Annotated in this window: 20 protein-coding genes and 1 other RNA gene; 12 read left to right on the top strand and 9 right to left on the bottom strand. The window is 33.4% G+C overall.

Going from position 1 to position 21310, the window contains the following annotated elements:
- Positions 1-10: 10 nt before the first annotated feature.
- Positions 11-1096, bottom strand: a complete 1086-nt coding sequence (gene dnaX, locus ACQKCJ_RS21005) for a DNA polymerase III subunit gamma/tau (protein ID WP_271337601.1) — start codon at positions 1094-1096, stop codon at positions 11-13.
- Positions 1097-1344: 248 nt separating this feature from the next.
- Here dnaX and ACQKCJ_RS21000 point away from each other — a divergent pair, with 248 nt between their 5' ends.
- The 4 genes from ACQKCJ_RS21000 to ACQKCJ_RS20985 all read left to right on the top strand — a co-directional run bounded on the left by ACQKCJ_RS21000 (position 1345) and on the right by ACQKCJ_RS20985 (position 3258).
- Complete coding sequence (locus ACQKCJ_RS21000) at positions 1345-1770, top strand: hypothetical protein (RefSeq protein WP_271337600.1); 426 nt, start codon at positions 1345-1347, stop codon at positions 1768-1770.
- A gap of 59 nt (positions 1771-1829) precedes the next feature.
- Positions 1830-2279 (top strand): nuclear transport factor 2 family protein, encoded by a 450-nt coding sequence (locus ACQKCJ_RS20995; RefSeq protein ID WP_271337599.1) that lies wholly within the window; start codon positions 1830-1832, stop codon positions 2277-2279.
- A gap of 123 nt (positions 2280-2402) precedes the next feature.
- Positions 2403-2879, top strand: coding sequence for a BON domain-containing protein (locus ACQKCJ_RS20990; protein WP_271337598.1), 477 nt, complete (start codon positions 2403-2405; stop codon positions 2877-2879).
- Positions 2880-2886: 7 nt separating this feature from the next.
- Entirely contained in the window at positions 2887-3258 is a 372-nt protein-coding gene (locus tag ACQKCJ_RS20985; protein ID WP_271337597.1) for a LysM peptidoglycan-binding domain-containing protein, read from the top strand.
- Positions 3259-3910: 652 nt separating this feature from the next.
- On the opposite strand, the gene ACQKCJ_RS20980 is transcribed toward ACQKCJ_RS20985, so the two are convergent.
- Positions 3911-4204 carry a hypothetical protein gene (locus ACQKCJ_RS20980; protein ID WP_271337596.1) on the bottom strand — a complete coding sequence of 98 codons (294 nt, stop codon included), beginning with the start codon at positions 4202-4204 and terminating at the stop codon, positions 3911-3913.
- 124 nt (positions 4205-4328) lie between these two features.
- Here ACQKCJ_RS20980 and rnpB point away from each other — a divergent pair.
- An RNA gene (gene rnpB / locus ACQKCJ_RS20975) (RNase P RNA component class A) lies at positions 4329-4646 on the top strand.
- Positions 4647-4880: 234 nt separating this feature from the next.
- On the top strand, positions 4881-5804 hold the full coding sequence (locus ACQKCJ_RS20970; protein WP_271337595.1) for a ketopantoate reductase family protein: 924 nt from the start codon (positions 4881-4883) through the stop codon (positions 5802-5804).
- A 4-nt stretch (positions 5805-5808) separates the two neighbouring features.
- Here ACQKCJ_RS20970 and ACQKCJ_RS20965 read toward each other — a convergent pair whose 3' ends face one another.
- Complete coding sequence (locus tag ACQKCJ_RS20965) at positions 5809-6027, bottom strand: hypothetical protein (protein ID WP_271337594.1); 219 nt, start codon at positions 6025-6027, stop codon at positions 5809-5811.
- 203 nt (positions 6028-6230) lie between these two features.
- Here ACQKCJ_RS20965 and ACQKCJ_RS20960 point away from each other — a divergent pair, with 203 nt between their 5' ends.
- A complete protein-coding gene (locus ACQKCJ_RS20960) occupies positions 6231-6779 on the top strand; it encodes a DUF3575 domain-containing protein (protein WP_271337593.1) in 549 nt (182 codons plus the stop codon).
- 33 nt (positions 6780-6812) lie between these two features.
- On the opposite strand, the gene ACQKCJ_RS20955 is transcribed toward ACQKCJ_RS20960, so the two are convergent.
- Together ACQKCJ_RS20955 and ACQKCJ_RS20950 are read right to left on the bottom strand one after the other, a co-directional pair.
- The gene (locus ACQKCJ_RS20955) at positions 6813-7502 is read right to left on the bottom strand and encodes a response regulator transcription factor (protein WP_271337592.1); all 690 of its coding nucleotides are present in this window, start codon (positions 7500-7502) and stop codon (positions 6813-6815) included.
- A 12-nt stretch (positions 7503-7514) separates the two neighbouring features.
- Positions 7515-8873: a sensor histidine kinase gene (locus tag ACQKCJ_RS20950; protein ID WP_271337591.1), complete on the bottom strand. Its 1359-nt coding sequence runs from the start codon at positions 8871-8873 to the stop codon at positions 7515-7517.
- Between the two features lie 277 nt (positions 8874-9150).
- Between ACQKCJ_RS20950 and ACQKCJ_RS20945 the strand changes: the two genes are divergently transcribed.
- A complete protein-coding gene (locus ACQKCJ_RS20945) occupies positions 9151-11265 on the top strand; it encodes a TonB-dependent receptor domain-containing protein (protein ID WP_427402861.1) in 2115 nt (704 codons plus the stop codon).
- A 282-nt stretch (positions 11266-11547) separates the two neighbouring features.
- Here ACQKCJ_RS20945 and ACQKCJ_RS20940 read toward each other — a convergent pair whose 3' ends face one another.
- Positions 11548-12150, bottom strand: coding sequence for an RsmD family RNA methyltransferase (locus ACQKCJ_RS20940; RefSeq protein ID WP_271337589.1), 603 nt, complete (start codon positions 12148-12150; stop codon positions 11548-11550).
- Positions 12147-12968 (bottom strand): DUF3822 family protein, encoded by an 822-nt coding sequence (locus ACQKCJ_RS20935; protein WP_271337588.1) that lies wholly within the window; start codon positions 12966-12968, stop codon positions 12147-12149. Before ACQKCJ_RS20935 ends, ACQKCJ_RS20940 begins: the two co-directional genes overlap by 4 nt.
- Before the next feature lie 329 nt (positions 12969-13297).
- Here ACQKCJ_RS20935 and ACQKCJ_RS20930 point away from each other — a divergent pair, with 329 nt between their 5' ends.
- Both ACQKCJ_RS20930 and ygiD read left to right on the top strand, forming a co-directional pair.
- Positions 13298-14722, top strand: coding sequence for an ATP-dependent DNA helicase (locus ACQKCJ_RS20930; protein WP_271337587.1), 1425 nt, complete (start codon positions 13298-13300; stop codon positions 14720-14722).
- Between the two features lie 89 nt (positions 14723-14811).
- Positions 14812-15642, top strand: a complete 831-nt coding sequence (gene ygiD, locus ACQKCJ_RS20925; protein WP_271337586.1) for a 4,5-DOPA dioxygenase extradiol — start codon at positions 14812-14814, stop codon at positions 15640-15642.
- A 95-nt stretch (positions 15643-15737) separates the two neighbouring features.
- Here ygiD and ACQKCJ_RS20920 read toward each other — a convergent pair whose 3' ends face one another.
- Positions 15738-17072: a PQQ-binding-like beta-propeller repeat protein gene (locus ACQKCJ_RS20920; RefSeq protein WP_427402860.1), complete on the bottom strand. Its 1335-nt coding sequence runs from the start codon at positions 17070-17072 to the stop codon at positions 15738-15740.
- A gap of 114 nt (positions 17073-17186) precedes the next feature.
- Between ACQKCJ_RS20920 and ACQKCJ_RS20915 the strand changes: the two genes are divergently transcribed.
- Positions 17187-17645 (top strand): hypothetical protein, encoded by a 459-nt coding sequence (locus ACQKCJ_RS20915; RefSeq protein ID WP_427402859.1) that lies wholly within the window; start codon positions 17187-17189, stop codon positions 17643-17645.
- A gap of 36 nt (positions 17646-17681) precedes the next feature.
- Entirely contained in the window at positions 17682-18416 is a 735-nt protein-coding gene (gene kdsB, locus ACQKCJ_RS20910; RefSeq protein ID WP_271337583.1) for a 3-deoxy-manno-octulosonate cytidylyltransferase, read from the top strand.
- A gap of 392 nt (positions 18417-18808) precedes the next feature.
- Here kdsB and ACQKCJ_RS20905 read toward each other — a convergent pair whose 3' ends face one another.
- The gene (locus tag ACQKCJ_RS20905) at positions 18809-21223 is read right to left on the bottom strand and encodes an alpha-ketoacid dehydrogenase subunit alpha/beta (RefSeq protein ID WP_271337582.1); all 2415 of its coding nucleotides are present in this window, start codon (positions 21221-21223) and stop codon (positions 18809-18811) included.
- Positions 21224-21310 lie beyond the last annotated feature (87 nt).

Genomic DNA, 21310 nt, shown 5'->3' with positions numbered 1-21310 from the left:
GTAGGAGGAATTATGAATTGCTCAACTTTTTTTTTTCTCCATCAAAGCTGATAGAGGCCAATTGCATCAAACATAATTCGACCAAAAGACGTTGATTCTGACTTAATTTATATTTTAAATCGCAGTCATTTGCAATTTCTATTCCCTTCAATAAAAATTCCTGAGAGCATTTCTGTGCCTGAACATTGTACATTTGTTGCGCCTGTTCACCCACTTCAAGCAAAGCGATTGTAGCAGGAGTTTTGCTGACCAATAAATCTCTGAAATGCGAAGCCAGACCGGCAATAAAATGATGCCCGTCAAAACCTTTTGCAAGAATATCATTGTACGCCAATAAAAGATCCGGAATTTTATTTTCTAAAAGTAAATCGGTAATAGTAATGTACGTTTCATAATCTAAAACGTTCAGGTTTTCGGTTACTGCCTGACGCGTTAAGTTCGTGCCACAGTACGAAACCACACGGTCAAAAATTGATAAAGCATCACGCATTGCGCCATCAGCCTTTTGAGCAATAATGTGCAAAGCATCGTCTTCAAAATTGATTCCCTGACTTTTCGCAACTTCTGCTAAATGTTCTTTAGCATCTTTTACAGTAATTCTTTTGAAATCAAATATCTGGCAACGAGATAAAATCGTTGGAATAATCTTGTGTTTCTCTGTTGTAGCTAAAATAAAAATAGCATGTTTTGGCGGTTCTTCCAATGTTTTCAAAAACGCATTAAAAGCTGCCGAAGACAACATATGAACCTCGTCAATAATATAGACTTTATATTGTCCGGTTTGTGGCGGGATTCGAACCTGATCAATCAGACTTCGAATATCATCTACCGAGTTGTTTGAAGCCGCATCTAACTCAAAAACATTAAAAGCAAAATCTTCGTTAGGATCATCATATCCGGGCTGATTTATCTTACGGGCCAAAATACGTGCGCAAGTCGTTTTACCAACTCCACGTGGTCCTGTAAATAAAAGGGCAGAAGCAAGGTGATTGCTGTCAATAGCATTCAGCAAAGTATTGGTAATAGCTTTCTGGCCTACAACATCCTTAAACGTTTGTGGGCGATACTTACGGGCCGATACTACAAATTGTTCCATATTCTTTTTATTCGATAGCAAATATAGGCTGAAAATTGCCAATTCACAAATCTGAAATTCATAAATATTAGAAGGAATTTTGAGTAGTTTGAATATGAGAAAGTAAGAGATCCAATGAGATAAAATTAAATGCCTTTGGAATAAAAAAACAAGTATTTTTATAAAAAATATAAACAGAACTATTTTAATTTATGAACCAGTATAACTTTAAAAATAATATTTTAAATCTAAAGGTTAAAAGATCGCCATTGACAGTTAGAATTGTAATGTTCTTTTTCGCTTTTGCATTTTTTGTTTTTCCTGTATTTGGAGCTATAGTCGGAATGTTGATGGGAAGCGGATTGCAATTCGGTTACTTTATTGGCATTGGCTTATTTTCGTTAATGGGATTTTATCTGCTTAGGGTTTCATTATGGAATACTTATGGAGAAGAAAATATTGAAATATTGGCTAACAAAGTTGTTTATGAAGCAAACTACGGATGGTTTAAAGACGGTAAAAAAGAATTAGTAATTTCAGCTCCAACTTATTCTTTTAAATCAGTTGGTTATGAAGAAGATAATGAAGGCGTTTTAGTTATTAGTTCTGAAAATGCTCAAATAGAATCAGTAGTAAAAATGTCAATACACGAGATTGAAGCATTGTTGTTTATTTTAGAACCAGCTGTTGTATAATAAATAGTGACTAAAAATAGTAGTTAATTTGAGATTTCCATTTATAAACCCCGCATGATATGAAAATATACCTTTTACTAACCACAATTGTATTCTCTTCTCTCCAGCTTCAGGCACAAACTGCTCAAGATACTATTGACATCAAACGTGTGGCATTGGCATACATTGAAGCGCAGCATACACCAAATCCTAAATTGATGGAAAGTGCTTTACATCCCCGATTGGTAAAAAGATCGGTTTTTAGAAGTAAAGCTGCTCAAAAAGATTTTATCTCAGAATACTTTGCAGAAAACATGGTTATTCTTGCTGAGACTTATAATGCAAAAGGGGACAAGTTTCCTAAAAAACCAAGAAAAGAAGTGAAGCTGTTAGATATTTCTGCAAGAACGGCTTCAGTAAAATTATTGGCTGATGCGTGGATAGATTATATGCACATTGTAAAAACTAACGGGGAGTGGAAAATAATAAATGTCCTTTGGCAATACAATGATGTAACGCAGCACGAGTAAGTTTTAATTGAAACGATGAAATTAAGAAACTGTAAAAAATATAAATTTTATAATATTATTATGTAAAATCTTGATAATTAATTTATTAACTTTAGATGTTTAATTAATTAAAAAATATCTAATATGAAAATTAAATCTATTTTACTAGGATTGAGCCTTGCTCTTGCACTAGTGGCTTGTGGTCCTAAAGATGCGGATATTCAAAAAGAAATTTCTGCAAAACTGAGCGCTCTGCCAGGAGTTGAAGTTACTGTAAAAGATGGTGTTGCTACTATTTCAGGTATTTGTAAAGATGATGCTTTCAAGCAAAATGCAGAAAGTATTATTAAAGGAATTAAAGGAGTTAAATCTGTAGTGAATAATTGCGAAATTGCTGCACCGGAAACTGTTGCGCCTGCTCCTGTAGAGATTAATCCTGATAGCGTTTTAAACACTTCGGTAAATGAAGTAGTGAAAACGTACAACGGTGTTAGTGCTACCGTAAAAGACGGAGTTGTAACTCTTACAGGGAATATCAAAAAAGACCAATTGCCTAATTTGATTAAAAGTGTGCAGGAATTGAAACCTAAAAAAGTAGAAAACAAGTTAACTATTAAATAATTAAGTTATGAGTTTACAAGATAAATACAAAGAGTTAACGGATTTGGCGACTAATTTAGGGATAGCTAATTTGCAGGTAAGAGAACAAGATAATGTTTTGTATATTGATGGTACAGCAAAATCTGCAGATGACAAAGAAAAAATCTGGAGTGCCTACGGAAAAATAGATCCTGATTTTAGAGCAGCTGATGCAGTTATAAATATCACTGTTGCCGAAGGAAAAACTACTGATTACACAGTTGTCAGCGGTGATTCATTATCTAAAATAGGGAAAGAACATGGTGTTTCCTGGGAAGCGATTTTTGAAGCGAATAGAGATATTATTAAAAATCCGAGCCTGATTCAGCCGGGTTGGAAAATAAAAATACCAACAGCATAATTATTTATGAGCTGTTATTGAAAGTCCGTCTTATGATGGACTTTTTTTATGGCTTATTGTTGAGAGATAGCACGCGGATGGTACGGATTCGCTATTGCGAAAACGCTGATTTATACGGATTTTTTATGCTCATTTTTTCATTCGATTTCTATTATAAAGCCTAATCTTTTTTTTAGGAGCTAATTCCCGCTATCCGTTCCAATCTTTTGTGTCCGCCGCGGCGGACACAAAAGGATTTCCACTTCTATCGGGGCTGGGACAATCATTTTCATAATAATATTTTCGTCTATTTGTCATCCTGACGCAGGAAAGATCACAAGAAGCTCGACAAAGATTGCGGAATTACTAGTGTGATCCTTCCTGGGTCAGGATGACAAGATTGTGGTTACTTTATTTTGAACAATTAAAAAAGAATAAAATCCATTTTTAATCCGCGTTTTCGCAATAGCGAACACATGTCATCCGCATGCTATGACAAAGATTATGGAATTACTTTGTCAGGTTATGAGTGTGATCCTTCGTTCAGGATAACAAAATAGACCAAAATATTATTATGAATTCTAAAGCCATAGCCCTGATCGTAGCGACATCCTTTTGCTTGCTCCTTTAGCAAGTAAAAGATATAGCGTACAGCGGGAACAGCTCCTGAAAATTACCTTCCCTTTATACTTAAATCGCTTAAAAACTTAGCAGTTTCCTGATCTGAGTCCGCAGAGAAACCTGATACGTAAACTCCTTTTTTGCCTGATGTTGATTTAATTCCGTATACAACTGCCTCATCGCCCGGGTCTGAATTTCCCTCGTATCGATACACATGAACAATTTCAAATTTTTCAGGATTTTTTTTTATCATATCTGAGTTTAAATTAAAATCAAACGTAAATCCTTTTTCATTCAATTGATCTAAAGCTTTTGAAACAGTTGCGTAGTGATACATTCTAATCATGATAATTGAATTTTAAAATTATGGATTTTAAAGATAACTAATTTAAAATTAAATTGTTATGAAATTAAGTCAAAAAACTAAAATTTAAAATCATTATTGTTAGTGTATAAATACCTATTTTTGCGCCGCAGACCGCCTTATCGTCGTCCTGATTTATTAGGAGGGAGGAAAGTCCGGACACCAAAGAGAAGCATAGCGGGTAATACCCGTCGGCGTTAGAAATGGCGCAAGGACAAGTGCAACAGAAAGTATGTACAGGTAATGCTGTAGTGAAACCAGGTAAACTCTATGCGGTGAAATACCAAGTATATCAGCATTTAAGGGCTTCTCGTCCGTTGTTGAAGGGTAGGTAGCTTGAGTCCCGTAGTAATGCGGGATCTAGATAAATGATAAGGCTCTGATTTATCAGAGACAGAATCCGGCTTATAGGTCTGCATTTTTTTTATATTTGTGAAACGCTCTAATCTATTTTCATGAATAACCCATCAAAACTCTATTTGTGAATGTATTGCTTTGTGTGATGGCACGCCGATGAAACGGATTCTCTTTCGCGAAAACGCTGATTGAACTGATTCTCTCACATAGTACTCTCATTTTTTTGATTTCGACCGGAGAAAGAAATCACAGTTGCAATTCGATAAAGATTGGCAATGAAAAACTATTTTAATAATTGATTATGAAAACAAGAATCGGAATTTTAGGACTCGGTGGAGTTGGTGGTTATTTTGGCGGACTTTTAGCCAAAGAATATTATAAATCTGATGATGTCGAAGTAATTTTTATTGCACGCGGTGAAACCCAAAAAGCAATTGCCGAAAATGGCTTGAAAATTATTACTGATGATTCTGAGACAATTGTTTATCCAAAAATGGTTTCGAACAATCCGAACGAAATTGGTGTGTTAGATTATTTGATCTGCGCTACCAAAACCTATGATATTGAGGAAAGTTTGCTTTCATTGCAGCAATGTATTTCTCCAAAAACTATAATTCTTCCGTTATATAATGGTGTTGATGCACCGGAACGTATTCAGAAATTATTTCCTGACAATGAGGTTTTGCAAGGTTGTGTTTATATTATTTCAATGATTTTTTCACCCGGAACAATTCGGAAAATTGGTTTTTATGAAAAGTTATTTTTTGGCTCAAAAACAGCTTCAGTTTCTAAACTAAATCAGCTTCAAAGTATTTTTCATAAAGCTAATATTGAAAGTTATCTGGTTGATAATATCGAAGAGACCGTTTGGGAGAAATTTATTTTTATTTCGGCTCTGGCTACGGTGACTTCTTATTTGAATCAGAATATTGGCGAAATTTTAGATAATCCGGATTCAAAAGCATTATATGTAGAATTACTAAAGGAAATCGAATCTGTTACTAAAGCAAAAGGTTTAAAATTACCTGACGATATTGTAAATCAGACTATCATAAAACTAGAGAAATCGCCTAAAGAAGCGACTTCATCTATGCATAGAGATTATTTAGCAGGTAATAAAATAGAAGCAAATTCGCTTACAAAATTTGTAGTGAACGAAGCTGCAAAATATGGCGTTAAAACTCCTCTATATGAAAAAATAAGTAATGTATTATTCTTGTCTTAGAAGTCTATGCTTCATCTTTTGTAGCGCGAACTAAGCTAATCCCGGACATGAAAAATACAATACCAAGTATACCGTAAATAATTAATGATTTAATGTCTCGTGTTTCGCCTGAAGTACCTGCGAATATAACAGCAGTGTAAATCAAACCAACTATTCCGAGGATCGTAAGTAACCCACCGAAAAATCTTTTTAGGTTCATGATGTTTGGATTTAAATGTTTCATTACAAATGTATTACGCGGTTTGTGAATAACGTTATATAATTGATTCTAAAACTTATATCATTTACAGTCTCGAATTCTAAATCTTAATAACCTTTGATTGACCTATAATTATCGAAACATTTTTGTTGTAAGAAAATATTTTGTTTTTAATTTGTTTGTATTGTTTTAATCTTATTTTTGATGCAACTTAATTAAAACCAAATATGAAAAAAAATTACCTGTTTTTATTTTTATCGATTCTTTTTATTAATGCTGTTCAAGCACAGGATGAAGCAGCAATTGCTGTTGAGAAACATCAATTCAAGATTAATATGTTATTGCCGGGCTTTGCTTACGAATACGGTTTTGATTCGAAAAACACCTTATATTCTGAGTTGAGCATAGGAGCGGGATATAGTTATAATGGTTTTTACGATGAGTCTAATTTTTATATTTTCCCAATGATTAATGAGCAATTTCGTCATTATTATAATTTAGAAAAAAGAGCGCAAAAAGGAAAAAGAACTGCTCGTAATTCCGGAAATTATTTAGCGCTTAATGCGTTGTATAATTTTAAGTCGATTTCCAGCAACGAAAAATACAGAGAGTTAGATCCGTCTTTTACAATTGCGGTTCTTTGGGGATTGCAGCGTACTTATAAAGGCAGGTTTAATCTTGATTTTAATATAGGTCCCGGAATTAATTTTGATAAATATGATACTGAATTCTCTCCGGTCGCAAACTTTACTTTAGGTTGGGTTATTGGAAAATAATTCCTCAATAAGATTTTAGAAAACCTTGATTTGTCAAGGTTTTTCTATTTTAAATTCCAATCCAATATTTCGAGTGCTTTCAATTTTTATTTTTGGATCTGAATTAAAATATTTTCTAAGTCTGCTGACAAAAACGTCCATACTGCGTCCTGAGAAATAATCATCTTTTTTCCAGACAGACATTAAAATGTGGTCCCTCTTTAATAACTGATTGTGGTTCAGATATAAATACTCAATAAGAGAAGCTTCCATTTCTGTGAGTTTCTGAACATGATTTTTATTACTTAAAGTTAATCTTTGATTATCAAATATATAAGACCCAATTTCAATTATATTCTCTCCATTAAGACTTCTCTTTTGTTCGATTCTCTTTAGAATATTCTGCAAGCGCAGAACAAGTTCGTCAACTTCAAAAGGTTTTATGATATAGTCGTCTGCACCCAGTTTTAATCCAATGATTTTGTCTTCTTGTAACTTTCTTGCGGTTAGAAAAATAAATGGAATCTCAGGATTGATTGTAATTATTTTTTCGGCCAGTGAAAATCCGTCCAATTTTGGCATCATGACATCAAAGATGCAAATATCAAAAGATTGGTTTTTGAAATAGTCCAAAGCTATTTCTCCATTTTCTGCCCAGACAACTTCAAATTGATGCAATTCTAAATACTTTTTTAGAATCCCGGCAAAATCAAAATCATCTTCAGCTAAAAGTAATTTTTTCAAAATAATGTAATATTAAACTTTTAATAAAATAGTAAATTGGGTTCCTTTTCCTAAATCGCTCACAACGCTAACAGTGCCCTGATGCGCTTTTATAATTTGAGCAACATAATACAAGCCTAAACCTAGGCCTTTTGTATTGTGAAGATTTCCTTGTGCTACGCGATAAAATTTTTCAAATAAAAGTGATTGTTTGTTCTTTTCAATTCCAATTCCGTCATCTTCAATACTAATCGAAAATTGATTTTGAACTAGTCGTGTTTTTATCGTAATCTTATTTGATCCATATTTTACAGCATTTTCCAGAACATTTAAAAAAGCAGTTGTCAGATGAAATTTATCTAAAACTAAAATGGTTTTCTGTGTTTGAAAATCAGTTTGAAGGTCGATTTTTGGATATGTAATCTTAAAATCATTCACGATTGTTAACAGAAAATCTTCCGTTTCTATTTTTTCTTTTTGCAATTCGATTCCACTTTCTGCCAATGAATTTGCCATAACCTGATCGATTAAATTTTGTAAACGATTGTTCTGGCGTGAAATCGTATTTATGATAGCATTAAAATTTTCGTCATTATCCCGAATATCTTTTCGTTCTAATATCTTGGTCGAAATACCTAAAGTAGTCAAAGGTGTTTTAAGTTCGTGGGTAATATTATTAATGAAATCTGTTTTGATATCGTTTACTTTTTTCTGCTTTATTAATGCTTTTATCGCAATGATAAAGAGTGTTATTATCGTTACTATCGACAGTAGTGACAAAATCAAAACAAACGTCATTCGTCTTAAAATAATCATTTCCCAGTCGATTACAGAAACATACATAGAATCTTCAGTCAAAAGCTTGTATTCCTGATTCTGGTAGGTTCCGTTTGTAGTGCCAACGTAATTACGAATGAGAAAAGCATGATTTAAAGAGGCGAGATTTCCGTAGAGTTTATTTTTGATAAAAGGTTTTTCAGAGAAAATGGTGTCCGCTTTTTTAGCATTTTGGTACAGTACAAATTTGTTCAGGACAATAGCGAAATCTATTTTTATGTTGGGTAAATCCCTTTGAAATTTACGTTGGATTTTCTGCGTTAAAACATCGTTATATTCATTGTCAAGAATGTAAGATTTGACTTCAGGTCTTGTGTTTTTTCCCTGAAGATAATTTTCAGATAATTGTTTGTAAAGTGCCTCTTTTTTAGAAACTATAACTGAATCAATATCACTGTAATCATTAGAAATCTTCGCAATTTCATTCTTAATTTCAGTATGAAACTGCGCCACTTTATAATCATAAGTCGTTTTTACTAAATAGCATTGTACCGCAGATAAAACAATCAAAGCGACGACAGAAAAGGCTATTAATAAATTGATTCTTTGTTTCATTAGTTGTTATGTTATGGCGCGCGGATGACACGGATCAAACTGGTTTACATGGATTTCTATTATGGGTAATGCAGATTAAAATTTTTGGAGGTTTTACAAAATATGAAAACCTGTTTTTAACCTGTTTAAACCGCAAAATTCGTGGGCTATTTCCAATTCAAAAATAATGCTTTTATCATATAATAAATGCATTAACTCCGCATTAACCTTCAATTAACCTACAGAACCTTTTTTTAGAAGCACTTTTGCGGGATTCGAACTTTAAATCAAATCAAAAATGAATCTGTTTTTGCCCTTTAAACTTTTTCTGATTCTGCTCTTTTTCTTGCTTTCCTTAATAGGAAATGCCCAATCTAAAACTCCAAAAGACAGTATTTCAAATGATCTTAATGAAGTTGTTGTCAGTAAGAGTCAAAAGACTTTTACCAATACCAACGGAAATATAAAAGTAGATGTTGCTAATTCTATTTATAGCTCAATCCCCAATACAGTAGATTTATTGTCAAAATTACCAACCATTCAGGTAAGTTCAGACAAAGAAAGTATTTCAGTTATTGGTCGTGGAAATCCTCTAATCTATATCGACAATCAAAGGGTTGGGATGAATGATTTACATGCTTTGGCTGTAGCCGATATTAAAACGATCGAAATCATTCAGAATCCATCTTCTAAATACGAAGCCGAAGGACGTTCTGTAATTTTGATTACTAGAAAATTTAGTAAAAAAGATAGTTTTAGGACCGAAGTTTCTGAGGTTGCTTCCTTTAGGAAAAAGTACAATAACTATCTTGGATTTAATACCAGTTTTAAAAAGAATAAAATCGAATGGAAAGCCAATTTCAATTACAATCAGTTGCAGCCCTGGGAAAATCATAGTATAGATTATCAAATTCCTGATGCTGACATTGCTTCAAAATATGATGTGACAGCCTACTCAAAAAAAAGACAATTTGTTTTTGGCGGCAGTTTATTTTATAAAATTAATGAAGATGATTATTTTTCGTTTAGTGTGAATAGTAGATTACAAAAAGACCTTTTTCCGATCAATACCATTACAGATAATAAAAATAAAAATATAGAAAATAACGTTGTGACTTATAGTGATAATGACAGCAAAAAAAAATTTGTGAATTCATTTTTGAATTATAATAAAAAAATAAAAGCAATAGATACGCAGGTTTTTGCTGGTTTGCAATATTCGAATTTTGATCAGGGATTATGGAGCCAGGTTGAAAATAATTATAATAATACTCAATTTGAATTGGCACAACTTCGGGATCAGAAATTTAATGTCAATGTGTTTTCAGGAAGAATAGATGTAGAAAAGAAGTTTAAAAACGAAATGAAATTTGAAATAGGAGGATTGTATGCAGCAGCAGATTCAAAATCTGATTCAGATATATTTGATTATGAAAACAGTAAAAGTGAAATTAACCATTATGATTTTAAGGAACAAAATTTAGCCGGTTATAGTCAGCTTTCCGGAAAGATTAAAAAAGTAGATTTCTCAGTAGGATTTAGAGTTGAAAATACCAACGTAGACGGAAAATTCAAGACAGACCAACTGCCTTTAATAAATAAAAATTACACCAATTTTTTCCCTAAAGTACAATTTTCAGTTGCTATCGACAGTACAAAAAATATTAGTGTAAATTATGCCAAAAGTATTTCAAGACCCAATTATTCATCTTTAAGTCAGGGCACAACATACATAAATCCGTATTTTTTATACGCTAGAAATATCAATTTGGATCCAACAATTGTCAACGAAATTTCTTCGACATTTCAGTACCATAATAAATCAGTTAAATTCACATATTATCAAAATACAAATCCGGTTTATAATAGTTTCTTCTTTGATACGGAGCTGAATATAATGACTTTTAAAGATGAAAATTTTGACAGGGAATCTGCTTTTGTTCTCGATTTCGAATTGCCTTTTACTTATAAATTCTGGACCATAACAAATTCTTTAGTTTTTGTTTCAGAGAAGATCGAAGATGCTTCGGCGGTATTTTTATCTTCAAAACCATATGCGTATTATTACTCAAACAACGAATTTAAACTTCCAAAAGGATATACGGCAATTCTTGCTTTGAGAGGAGTTACAAAACAAAACAAAGGTGTTTTTGAAAGGAATGCGAGAGCAATGGTAGATATGGCAGTTTCGAAAACATTCTTTAAAAATTGGAATTGCAGTCTGAATTTTAATAATGTATTTAAAAAGATAGATGAAGAAGAGGTCTTTACAATTAATAACATCAATTCAAAAGCAAGATATTTGGTGGATGAACATGAGATCTCAATTTCGATCAGGTATTCTTTTGGAAAAGTAAAGGAAACTGAATTTAAAGGAAAAAGAATGGAGGAGAATTCCGAAAGAGTAAATTAGAAAGAGAAAAAACAGCAAGTCTAATTATTTTTAACACATAGAAAACATAGATTTGCTGTGTAGGAAAAAGGCATTTCACTTATTTAAAAAGCACAAAGTGACTGTGTGAGAGAAATGTATTTCTTTTTGTTTTCTTATTACGAATAGAGCGCTATATTTCTATGTGCTAATTTTTTTTTCGAATTATAATAACATTTGCTGAAATATTGTCTCCCTGAGCGAAGTCGAAATCTTTGAAGAATCACGATTTCGCTCTATTTGACCTAATATATTACACAAAGATTAACCTTCGTCGTCTTCTGTAGCTTTATTTAATTTTATAGTCAGTTCTTCCTCATCATCAGTTGAATTTAATTCGAAGAAACTAAAAAATGAACCGCCGTAATTTTTCTGAAAAGAGAAATTGCTCAAATGTTCCATTTTGGTGTATTTAGAATGTTCGATAATCATCATTCCGTCTTCGTTTAGTAATTCTCTTTCGAAAACTGTTAGAACAATTTTTTCAAACGCATTCTGATCTAATCCATAAGGAGGATCAGCAAAAATAATGTCGTAAGAAGTTTTACAATTGTCAAGAAATTTATATACATCACTTTTAGTTGCAGCGATGTCAAAATCATATTCTGATGAAACTTGTTTGATAAATTTTACGCATCCAAAATCCCCGTCTACTGATGTAATTGGAGCGCTTCCGCGTGAAGCGAACTCAAAACTTATGTTTCCTGTTCCGGCAAATAAATCCAAAACCTTTAAGCCTTCAAAACTAAAATGATTGTTCAAAACATTAAATAATGCTTCTTTACTCATGTCAGTCGTTGGTCTTACAGGAAGGTTTTTTGGCGGAAAAATGCGGCGTCCTTTGTATTTTCCTGAAATGATTCTCATGATTGAAATAAAATATAATGTTTTTGATTTTGTGCAGTTGAAAAGCTATTTTTTTGTTGTAATGTACTTACATCCAGAAATGAAACATGACGAATGTATTTGTATGCAATCTCATAAAACGCATCGTTTTGATGTATTGTACCTAATAATTCAAGCTGAAAGCTTTCCGGATTTAAACTCAATTGCTCCGCTGTGAAAAGCAAGTAATAAAGAAAATCTTCCGGAGTCTGATATTCGAAAGAATTAAATAATAATAGTTTTTGATTCTGAACCACGATAACTTCAAAATGATTTGGATTGAAATTCACTACCATTTTTTTCTCGTCGTTGTTTTTTGAACTCTCCAGAATTTTTTCGACCAAAATACTGTTGACATGTTTGTAGTCAAATGAACCCACAGTATCTATTAAAAAATTATTGATATTGATGTACGGAATGTAAACGGAGTTCATTTCGTAGTTTGAAATTTTATCAAAAGTAAAAAAATCAGTCTCGAAAACTTTTGTATTGTACTGTAAATAACTCCCTAAGAAATTTTCATCAAATAAAGCACTTGGTACAAAAGTCGAAAGATTGTTGCTGTGAATTACCAGAATTTCGTCGTATGTCTCTTTTAATTCAGAATGATTTTTAAATGCAGCACTGTATAATTCTTCAATTTTTGATGTTTTTTGAGAAGTATCAAAATTGATTTCATTAAATGCTGTAATAGTATTATTTAAAGTATCAAAACAACAAAATGAAAATCCATTCAATGAAACCTGAATAGAAAGCTTTTTATAATTTTTGGAAGTGATATTAGTATTTTGCAATGACATATTGATTTACAATTCGTTACCTGTTTTACAAGAAAGAATTTAAGGCGATTACAAACTTACAAATTAAAAAGGAACAATTACAAATGCAATTTCGAAAAACAATTTTAAAGCAAAGTTAGCAACATGTTATTTTTGTGTTTTTTCTGAACCATACAAGTGATATAAGTTCTTATTACTTTATTATGCTAAATTCATTTGCTGCATTTTTTTTTGTTTGTATTAAAGTAAACGCTAAGCTTCAATTAACTTATATTACTTATATGGTTTAAATTTTTTTGACCTTGACATTGCCATTAAAAAAGCCGAACTTTGCATTTCAAATTACCCTTATGAATTCATCACTTTTTTACAGCCTTTTACAGAGAAAATTTCCTTTTGCACCAACTTACAAACAGGACATATTTTTTCAAAAAATCGCTATTTTCCTAACAGATACACATAACGATACGATTTTCGTATTAAAAGGATACGCAGGAACTGGAAAAACAACTGTGATTTCGACAATCGTAAATAATTTGGGTGATATCAATAAAAAGTTTGTCCTGTTGGCACCAACAGGTCGTGCAGCAAAAGTAATCGCCAATTATTCTAATACGCCTGCTTTTACAATTCATAAAAAAATATATTTTCCTAAAAAATCAGCTGGTGGAGGCGTGGCTTTTACCAAGCAATTAAACAAACATAAAAACACCATTTTTATCGTCGATGAAGCTTCGATGATATCAGACAGCAACTCAGATTCGAAATTGTACGACAACGGATCACTTCTCGATGATTTGATATCGTATGTTTATTCCGGAACGAACTGCAAAATGATTCTTTTGGGAGATACCGCTCAGTTGCCACCGGTGAATTTAGATATTAGTCCGGCACTGGATGTTCAGACTCTTGGGATTCATTATGATAAAGAAATCGAACATATCGAATTGGATGAAGTAATGCGTCAGGAAGAAAGTTCCGGTATCTTATTTAATGCGACTGAATTGCGCGAATTGCTGAAAGATAGTTTTATTACAGAGTTTAAATTTAATGTGAAAAAATTCAAAGATATCGTTCGTCTTACGGATGGTTATGATATTCAGGATGCTATAAATTCTGCTTACAGCAATTATAGTATCGAAGACACGGCTTTTATCGTGCGTTCGAATAAACGTGCAAACCAATATAATGAACAAATCAGAACCCGAATTTTATTTAAGGAAAGCGAACTTTCAGTAGGCGATTTTTTGATGGTAGTAAAGAATAATTATTTCTGGCTAAAAGAAACTGACGAAGCCGGATTTATTGCCAACGGAGATATTATTGAAGTTTTGGAATTATTTGGAATCACCGAATTGTATGGATTTAATTTTGCGAAAGTAAAAATAAGAATGGTCGATTATCCGGATCAGAAACCTTTTGAAACGGTATTGTTATTAGATACCATAAAAAGTGAATCTCCCTCATTAACTTACGAAGAATCGAATCGTTTGTATGAAGAAGTGATGAAAGATTATGAAAGTGAGACTACAAAATATAAGAAATTTCAAAAGGTAAAAGAGAACGAATATTTCAATGGTTTGCAAGTGAAATTCTCTTACGCTATTACGTGTCACAAATCGCAAGGTGGACAATGGAATACGGTTTTTATAGAACAACCTTACTTGCCAAACGGAATCGATCGCGATTACATCAGATGGCTTTATACTGCTATGACACGTGCCAAAAATAAATTATATTTGATAGGATTTAAAGACGAGAGTTTTGAAGAATAAAACACTAATTTCACGAAATAGCACGAATTAATTTTTTTAGATTTAGCATTAGTGAAAATCTGTGAAATTCGTGTTTATAATTATTTACAATGACAACACTAAACGATTTACATTCGATATCATCTGCGTTTTCGAATACAGATAAAATGCCGGTTTTGTTTTTAGGGCACGGCAGCCCAATGAATGCTATTGAAGAAAATCAGTTTGTGGCCGGTTTTCGTAATCTGGCTAAAACATTACCGCAACCCAATGCAATTTTATGTATTTCAGCACATTGGTTTACGAACGGAACCAAAGTAACTTCGATGCAAATGCCAAGAACGATTCATGATTTTGGCGGTTTTCCGCAAGCACTTTTTGATGTACAATATCCTGCAAAAGGAAGTCCTGAACTGGCAGCAGAAACAAAGAAAATATTAGAACCCGTAAATGTAGATTTAGACGAACATTGGGGTTTAGATCATGGTGCCTGGAGCGTAATCAAACATTTATATCCTGAAGCAAATGTCCCGGTAATTCAGTTGAGTATTGATTATACAAAGTCAGGTCAGTATCATTTTGAGTTGGCTCAGAAATTACAATCACTGCGCCATAAAGGAGTTTTGATTATCGGAAGTGGGAATATCGTTCACAACCTCCGTTTGGTTGATTTCAGAAATTTTGATAAAGACAATTATGGTTTCGATTGGGCAATTGAAGCTCGTGAAACGATCAATAATTATTTATTAGATGGAAATTTCCAGCCTTTAATTGACTTCGAAAGAATGAATAAGGCAACTCAATTGGCGATTCCAACTCCGGAGCATTATTTGCCTTTGTTGTACACTTTAGGTCTGAAAGAAGAATCTGAAGAACTCGACTTATTCAACGACAAATTATTAGCAGGTTCATTGAGTATGACGTCGGTAAAAATTATGTAATACAACTCTGCGAATCTCCGTGAAACCTTTGCGACTCTCCGTGGTAGAATTATTATACAAAGTGGCACGAAGGTTTCACTGAGATACACAAAGGGTTATTTCTTTAGATTGTAAGCATATAAATAACCATCTGCACTTCCAAAGTAAACAGCATTTTTACTGATGAACGGCGAAGAAACAATAGCACCTAATTTATAGAATTGAGCTATTACTTTTTTGTTGTTATCGTAAATAGAAAGATCTTCGTTTTGAGCCGCATATCCAAAATCTAAAAGATCATTTTTTAAAGTAGAAGTTGCAAATTGTTTGCGGTTTTCCGTACTTATAAAATTTGATTTTTTCCCGTTTGAAAGTAAATCCAAACAAAAAAAATTACCTGTAAAATCGCCAAAATAAATTGTATTTCCTGCGATCGCCGGCGATGAATAAACATAACCATTGGCTTTGAATCGGTATTTTTCGATTCCGGTTTTAGCATCCAGCGCTAATAAAGCATAAGTATCTGATGTGCCTACATAAACCGTATTGTCTTTTACGACGGCAGAACTTAATATCCAGGAATTCTCGGCATTGTATTTCCATATTTGTTTTCCGGTTTCAGCGCCCAAGGCAAAAAAGAAAGGTTCTCTTGCTCCAAAATAAATTTTACCATCAGAAAGTGCAACGGATGATTGTATTCCCTTAAAACCCATTTGTGTTCCCGTTGCGAAACGCCAGATTTCTTTTCCGGATTCGATGTTTAAAGCATATAAAGTGGCGTCCCAACCACCAATGTAAATTTTGTCTTTATCAATCACGGGACTTCCGTGAACGGGACCATTGGTTTTGAATTTCCATTTTAAAATTCCCGTTTTAGCGTCGAGAGAATAGATGTTTCCGTCACTGCTTCCAAATAAAACCTGCGAAGTTTTTCTGTTCTCATACACCACAGGCGATGAAAGATAAAAATCCCATAAATCTTCCATATATTGTGTTTCAGGTTTCATGCCCCACATTCCAAGTTCTCCTAACCAGTGTTCGCCACCAGTTTTAAATTTCCAAATTAGTTTCCCGTTTTGGGTGTTTATTGCGTAATAATTTCCGTCAAAACTCCCAAAATAAATAATATTTTCAAATATACTGGGACTGCTATGGATAGCACCATTAGTTTTAAATTTCCATTTTAAATTTCCAGATTTTTCTTCGATGGCGTAAAGAAAACCATCTTCGCTGCCTATATAGACTATTCCGTTTTGAGCAATAGGCGAAGAGAAAATTTTGCCACCAGTTTTATACTTCCATTTTAGGCTCGTAACCGGTTGGTAGCCTTTTCCGTTAAAGATACGATCTGAAAAGGCATTCAATATTACAGCATTTTTATTTTGGCTTAAAGCCGAATAAACAACAATTAAAAAGAAATAGAGTGGAAGAGTGGCTGAAAATCTTTTCATAGTTTTTTATTTTAAAAATAAATATTTTATAAGATATTAATATTTAATTATTTAGAAAATATGTTAGGAATATATTTTTAAAACCTAATTGCGAATCGGTATATTTGTTTCAATATGAATCTATCAAATAAACATATCAAAACATATAAATCTTCTAAACAAGTTGTTTTAGGGCCAATAATTATTGGAGGAATATTTGCAGAAATTGTTCTCCTCATAATGGGTGAATTAGAAATGACTGCAGTTTTGATTGTTTTGGTGATAATTTTGGGATTGATATCTTTAGCTGTTCAGGGATCTTTAAAAATTACAATTGATGCTGATCAGAAACTTTTGACATTCGAGAAAACAAATTGGCTTGGAAATATTTTATTTAAGATGGATTTTAACTTGAATGAGATTCAATTTGAAATTAGAGAGCAAAAAGCCCCGAGATCAGGTATAATTTACTTTGTTTATATCATAAACAATGATAATAATAGCGAAAGCAACTATGTGGCAGAAGGCTTTTCGAAAGGGATGTTGGAAATGATAAAAAACGAGATTGTAAATATTCAGGCAGAAAGACTTTAGCTTTTGCTGAATAAATAAAAATTAAAAGAATATAAAATGAAAATAATAGCTGTAATTCCGGCACGATATGCATCAACACGTTTTCCTGCAAAATTAATGCAGGACCTTGGAGGGAAAACGGTAATTCTAAGAACTTATGACGCAACTGTTGCAACAAAGTTGTTTGATGATGTATTTGTAGTAACCGACTCAGATTTGATTTTTAATGAAATAGTAAATCACGGTGGTAAAGCGATCATGAGCATCAAAGAACATGAATCCGGAAGCGATCGTATTGCTGAAGCTATATTTAGTCTTGATGTCGATATTGTGGTAAATGTGCAAGGCGATGAACCTTTTACTGAAGCGGGACCTTTAGAACAGGTTTTATCAGTTTTTAAAAATGATGAAGATCGCAAGATTGATTTGGCTTCGTTGATGCGTGAAATTACAAATGAGGACGAAATTAATAATCCCAATAACGTAAAAGTTGTAGTAGATCAATCACAGTTTGCCTTGTATTTTTCTCGTTCGGTAATTCCATATCCAAGAGATAGAGATGTTGGAGTTCGTTATTTTCAACACATCGGGATTTATGCTTTTAGAAAACAAGCCTTATTAGATTTTTATAGTTTACCAATGAAATCTTTAGAAGCCTCTGAAAAATTAGAGCAGCTTCGCTATTTAGAATTCGGTAAACGCATCAAAATGGTCGAAACGAATCATGTTGGTATTGGTATTGATACTGCCGAAGATTTAGAGAAGGCTCGCGCTATTTTAGCAGCTAAATAGTTGCGTGATAGCACGGGATTTTTTGTTTATTTGTGTTGGTCTGCCGATGTTCTGCAATGAATGTATTGCGAGATGGTACGCAGATGACACGGGTTCGCTATCGTGAAAGCGCAGATTTATGCGGATTTTTATGTTTACTTGTGTTGGTGTGCCGATGTTTAGCAATGAATGTATTGTGAGATGGCACGCGGATGATACGGGTTCGCTATCGCGAAAGCGCAGATTTACACGGATTTTTTATTGCTCTTTTTTTGTCAGGCTGAGCGAAGTCGAAGCCCGTGTTCCAATTGGTTTACCTTCGACTTTGCTCAGGATGACAAACGAGACTTTAATAAAAAAGGCTTGTAAACAATTGTTTACAAGCCTTTTTTTATATTGAAAGCCAAACTAAATTATTGATATAAATTCGGAAATTTAGCAGGATTGACTTCATGCATCATGTTGTACACTTTCTCAAAAATATCTTCGGTAGAAGGTTTAGAGAAATAATCACCATCAGTACCATAAGCTGGTCTGTGCGCTTTTGCAGCAAGAGTTTGCGGTTTACTGTCTAAATGAATATAGGCATCTTGCTCTTCAAGAACCTGCTGTAAAATATATGCCGAAGCTCCACCGGGAACATCTTCGTCGATTACTAAAAGACGGTTTGTTTTTGCAATACTTTTTACGATATCCTTATTGATGTCAAACGGAAGTAAAGACTGGATATCGATTACTTCACAATCAATTCCTAAATCTAATAATTCAATTGCAGCTTGTTGCACCAATCTTAAAGTAGATCCATAAGAAACTAATGTAATATCAGCACCTTCTTTTAGGGTTTCGACAACACCAATAGGCGTTTTGAATTCACCGTAATTTAATGGTGTTTTTTCTTTTAATCGATAACCATTCAAACATTCGATTACTAAAGCCGGTTCGTCAGTTTCTAAAAGAGTATTGTAGAAACCTGCAGCTTGTGTCATATTTCTTGGAACCAATACATGAATCCCGCGAATAGCATTAATAATCATTCCCATTGGAGAACCAGAATGCCAGATACCTTCAAGACGATGTCCGCGGGTTCTGATAATTAATGGTGCTTTTTGTTTACCAACAGTTCTGTATTGTAAAGTTGCCAAATCATCACTCATGATTTGAATCGCGTATAATAAATAATCTAAATACTGAATTTCGGCAATTGGGCGTAAACCTCTTAAAGCCATCCCAATTCCTTGTCCTATAATGGTAGCTTCACGAATACCAACATCTGCAACACGAAGTTCTCCGTATTTTTCCTGCATGCCTTCAAGACCTTGATTTACGTCGCCAATGTTTCCTACATCTTCACCAAAGATTAGTGCTTCAGGATATTTAGTAAACAGAGCATCAAAGTTATCACGAATAATCATTCGTCCATCCTGATCCGCTTTTGCGTTATCTGCATATTCTGGAAGTACTTTTTCTACAGAAAAAATATTTTGACCTGAATTAGAGTATAAATTGCTGCTGAACCTTGGCTGCGTGATTTCGATGTAATTGGTAATCCAATTAGACAATAATACTTTGCTGTTTGGTATTTCTATAAAACGCAATATTTTTCTTGCGATCACCAGCATTTCCTTTTTTAAAGGAGATTTGATGACGCTTATTTCAGAGATATATTTTTGAATTTTATCTTTGTGATTGATACTGGCAGCAGAAATCTGCTCCAATAAAATCATTAGATTTTTTTGATCTTCTATAATTGGGTTAATAAAAGAGTTCCATGCTTCTTTTTTAGCTTCGAGAACTTCTTTTTTCAATTCAGCTTCAATTTCTGCCAGTTCTTCCGGCGAAGCAATATTGATGGCAATCATCCATAAACGCATCTGGCGAATACAGTCAAAATCTTTTTCCCAAGCCAGTCTCTCCGCATTTTTATAACGCTCATGAGAACCTGAAGTCGAGTGGCCTTGTGGTTGTGTTAATTCGTTTACATGTATTAAAACCGGAACGTGTTGCTCGCGGGCTATGGCAGCAGCTCTTTCATAAGTCGAAACCAACTCTGCATAATCCCAGCCTTTAACTCTGAAAATTTCATATCCGTTTGAATCTTCGTCACGTTGATATCCTTTCAGGATCTCAGAAATATTTTCTTTGGTGGTCTGATGTCTGGCGTGAACCGAAATCCCGTATTCATCATCCCAAACACTCATTACCATGGGTACTTGCAGTACTCCGGCAGCATTTATTGTTTCAAAAAACAAACCTTCAGATGTACTTGCATTTCCTATAGTTCCCCACGCAATTTCATTTCCGTTTACAGAGAATTTGTCTTTGGTTTTGATTCCGGCAACATTCCTGTAGATTTTTGATGCCTGGGCCAATCCCAAAAGTCTTGGCATCTGACCTGCTGTAGGCGATATATCTGCGCTTGAATTTTTTTGTTTTGTTAAGTCTTTCCAGGATCCGTCTTCGTTTAGACTGTGCGTTACAAAGTGTCCGCCCATTTGTCTTCCGGCGGACATTGGATCATATTCTAAATCAGTGTGACCGTATAAACCTGCGAAAAATTGTTTAGGAGATAACTCTCCAATAGCCATCATAAAAGTTTGATCGCGGTAGTATCCGGAACGGAAATCTCCGTTTTTAAAAGATTTTGCCATAGCAAGCTGTGGTACCTCTTTTCCGTCACCAAATATTCCAAATTTGGCTTTTCCTGTTAATACTTCCTTACGACCTAAAAGACTACATTCGCGGCTGGTAACTGCAATTCTGTAGTCATTCAATACCTCAGTTTTGAAATCTTCAAATGTTAGTGTAGTATTGCTTTTTTCTTTTATCATAATCTTGAGGGGGTCATGTTAGACTGCGAAATTACTTAAAAACAATCAATAATCATAATTCTTTAAAATAAATATAATTTAATTATT

The sequence above is a fragment of the Flavobacterium sp. NPDC079362 genome (assembly GCF_050267765.1).
Classification (GTDB): Bacteria; Bacteroidota; Bacteroidia; order Flavobacteriales; family Flavobacteriaceae; genus Flavobacterium; species Flavobacterium azizsancarii.
The sequence above is the reverse complement of the archived record's forward strand: the minus strand, read 5'-3'. Positions and strand labels throughout refer to the sequence as shown.

What these genes read in the sequence shown, in the direction of transcription:
- dnaX (WP_271337601.1), bottom strand. Translation starts at nt 1,096, where the DNA reads ATGGAACAATTTGTAGTATCGGCCCGTAAGTATCGCCCACAAACGTTT.
- ACQKCJ_RS20995 (WP_271337599.1), top strand. Translation starts at nt 1,830, where the DNA reads ATGAAAATATACCTTTTACTAACCACAATTGTATTCTCTTCTCTCCAG.
- ACQKCJ_RS20990 (WP_271337598.1), top strand. Translation starts at nt 2,403, where the DNA reads ATGAAAATTAAATCTATTTTACTAGGATTGAGCCTTGCTCTTGCACTA.
- ACQKCJ_RS20985 (WP_271337597.1), top strand. Translation starts at nt 2,887, where the DNA reads ATGAGTTTACAAGATAAATACAAAGAGTTAACGGATTTGGCGACTAAT.
- ACQKCJ_RS20980 (WP_271337596.1), bottom strand. Translation starts at nt 4,204, where the DNA reads ATGATTAGAATGTATCACTACGCAACTGTTTCAAAAGCTTTAGATCAA.
- ACQKCJ_RS20970 (WP_271337595.1), top strand. Translation starts at nt 4,881, where the DNA reads ATGAAAACAAGAATCGGAATTTTAGGACTCGGTGGAGTTGGTGGTTAT.
- ACQKCJ_RS20965 (WP_271337594.1), bottom strand. Translation starts at nt 6,027, where the DNA reads ATGAAACATTTAAATCCAAACATCATGAACCTAAAAAGATTTTTCGGT.
- ACQKCJ_RS20960 (WP_271337593.1), top strand. Translation starts at nt 6,231, where the DNA reads ATGAAAAAAAATTACCTGTTTTTATTTTTATCGATTCTTTTTATTAAT.
- ACQKCJ_RS20950 (WP_271337591.1), bottom strand. Translation starts at nt 8,873, where the DNA reads ATGAAACAAAGAATCAATTTATTAATAGCCTTTTCTGTCGTCGCTTTG.
- ACQKCJ_RS20945 (WP_427402861.1), top strand. Translation starts at nt 9,151, where the DNA reads ATGAATCTGTTTTTGCCCTTTAAACTTTTTCTGATTCTGCTCTTTTTC.
- ACQKCJ_RS20940 (WP_271337589.1), bottom strand. Translation starts at nt 12,150, where the DNA reads ATGAGAATCATTTCAGGAAAATACAAAGGACGCCGCATTTTTCCGCCA.
- ACQKCJ_RS20935 (WP_271337588.1), bottom strand. Translation starts at nt 12,968, where the DNA reads ATGTCATTGCAAAATACTAATATCACTTCCAAAAATTATAAAAAGCTT.
- ACQKCJ_RS20930 (WP_271337587.1), top strand. Translation starts at nt 13,298, where the DNA reads ATGAATTCATCACTTTTTTACAGCCTTTTACAGAGAAAATTTCCTTTT.
- ygiD (WP_271337586.1), top strand. Translation starts at nt 14,812, where the DNA reads ATGACAACACTAAACGATTTACATTCGATATCATCTGCGTTTTCGAAT.
- ACQKCJ_RS20920 (WP_427402860.1), bottom strand. Translation starts at nt 17,072, where the DNA reads ATGAAAAGATTTTCAGCCACTCTTCCACTCTATTTCTTTTTAATTGTT.
- ACQKCJ_RS20915 (WP_427402859.1), top strand. Translation starts at nt 17,187, where the DNA reads ATGAATCTATCAAATAAACATATCAAAACATATAAATCTTCTAAACAA.
- kdsB (WP_271337583.1), top strand. Translation starts at nt 17,682, where the DNA reads ATGAAAATAATAGCTGTAATTCCGGCACGATATGCATCAACACGTTTT.
- ACQKCJ_RS20905 (WP_271337582.1), bottom strand. Translation starts at nt 21,223, where the DNA reads ATGATAAAAGAAAAAAGCAATACTACACTAACATTTGAAGATTTCAAA.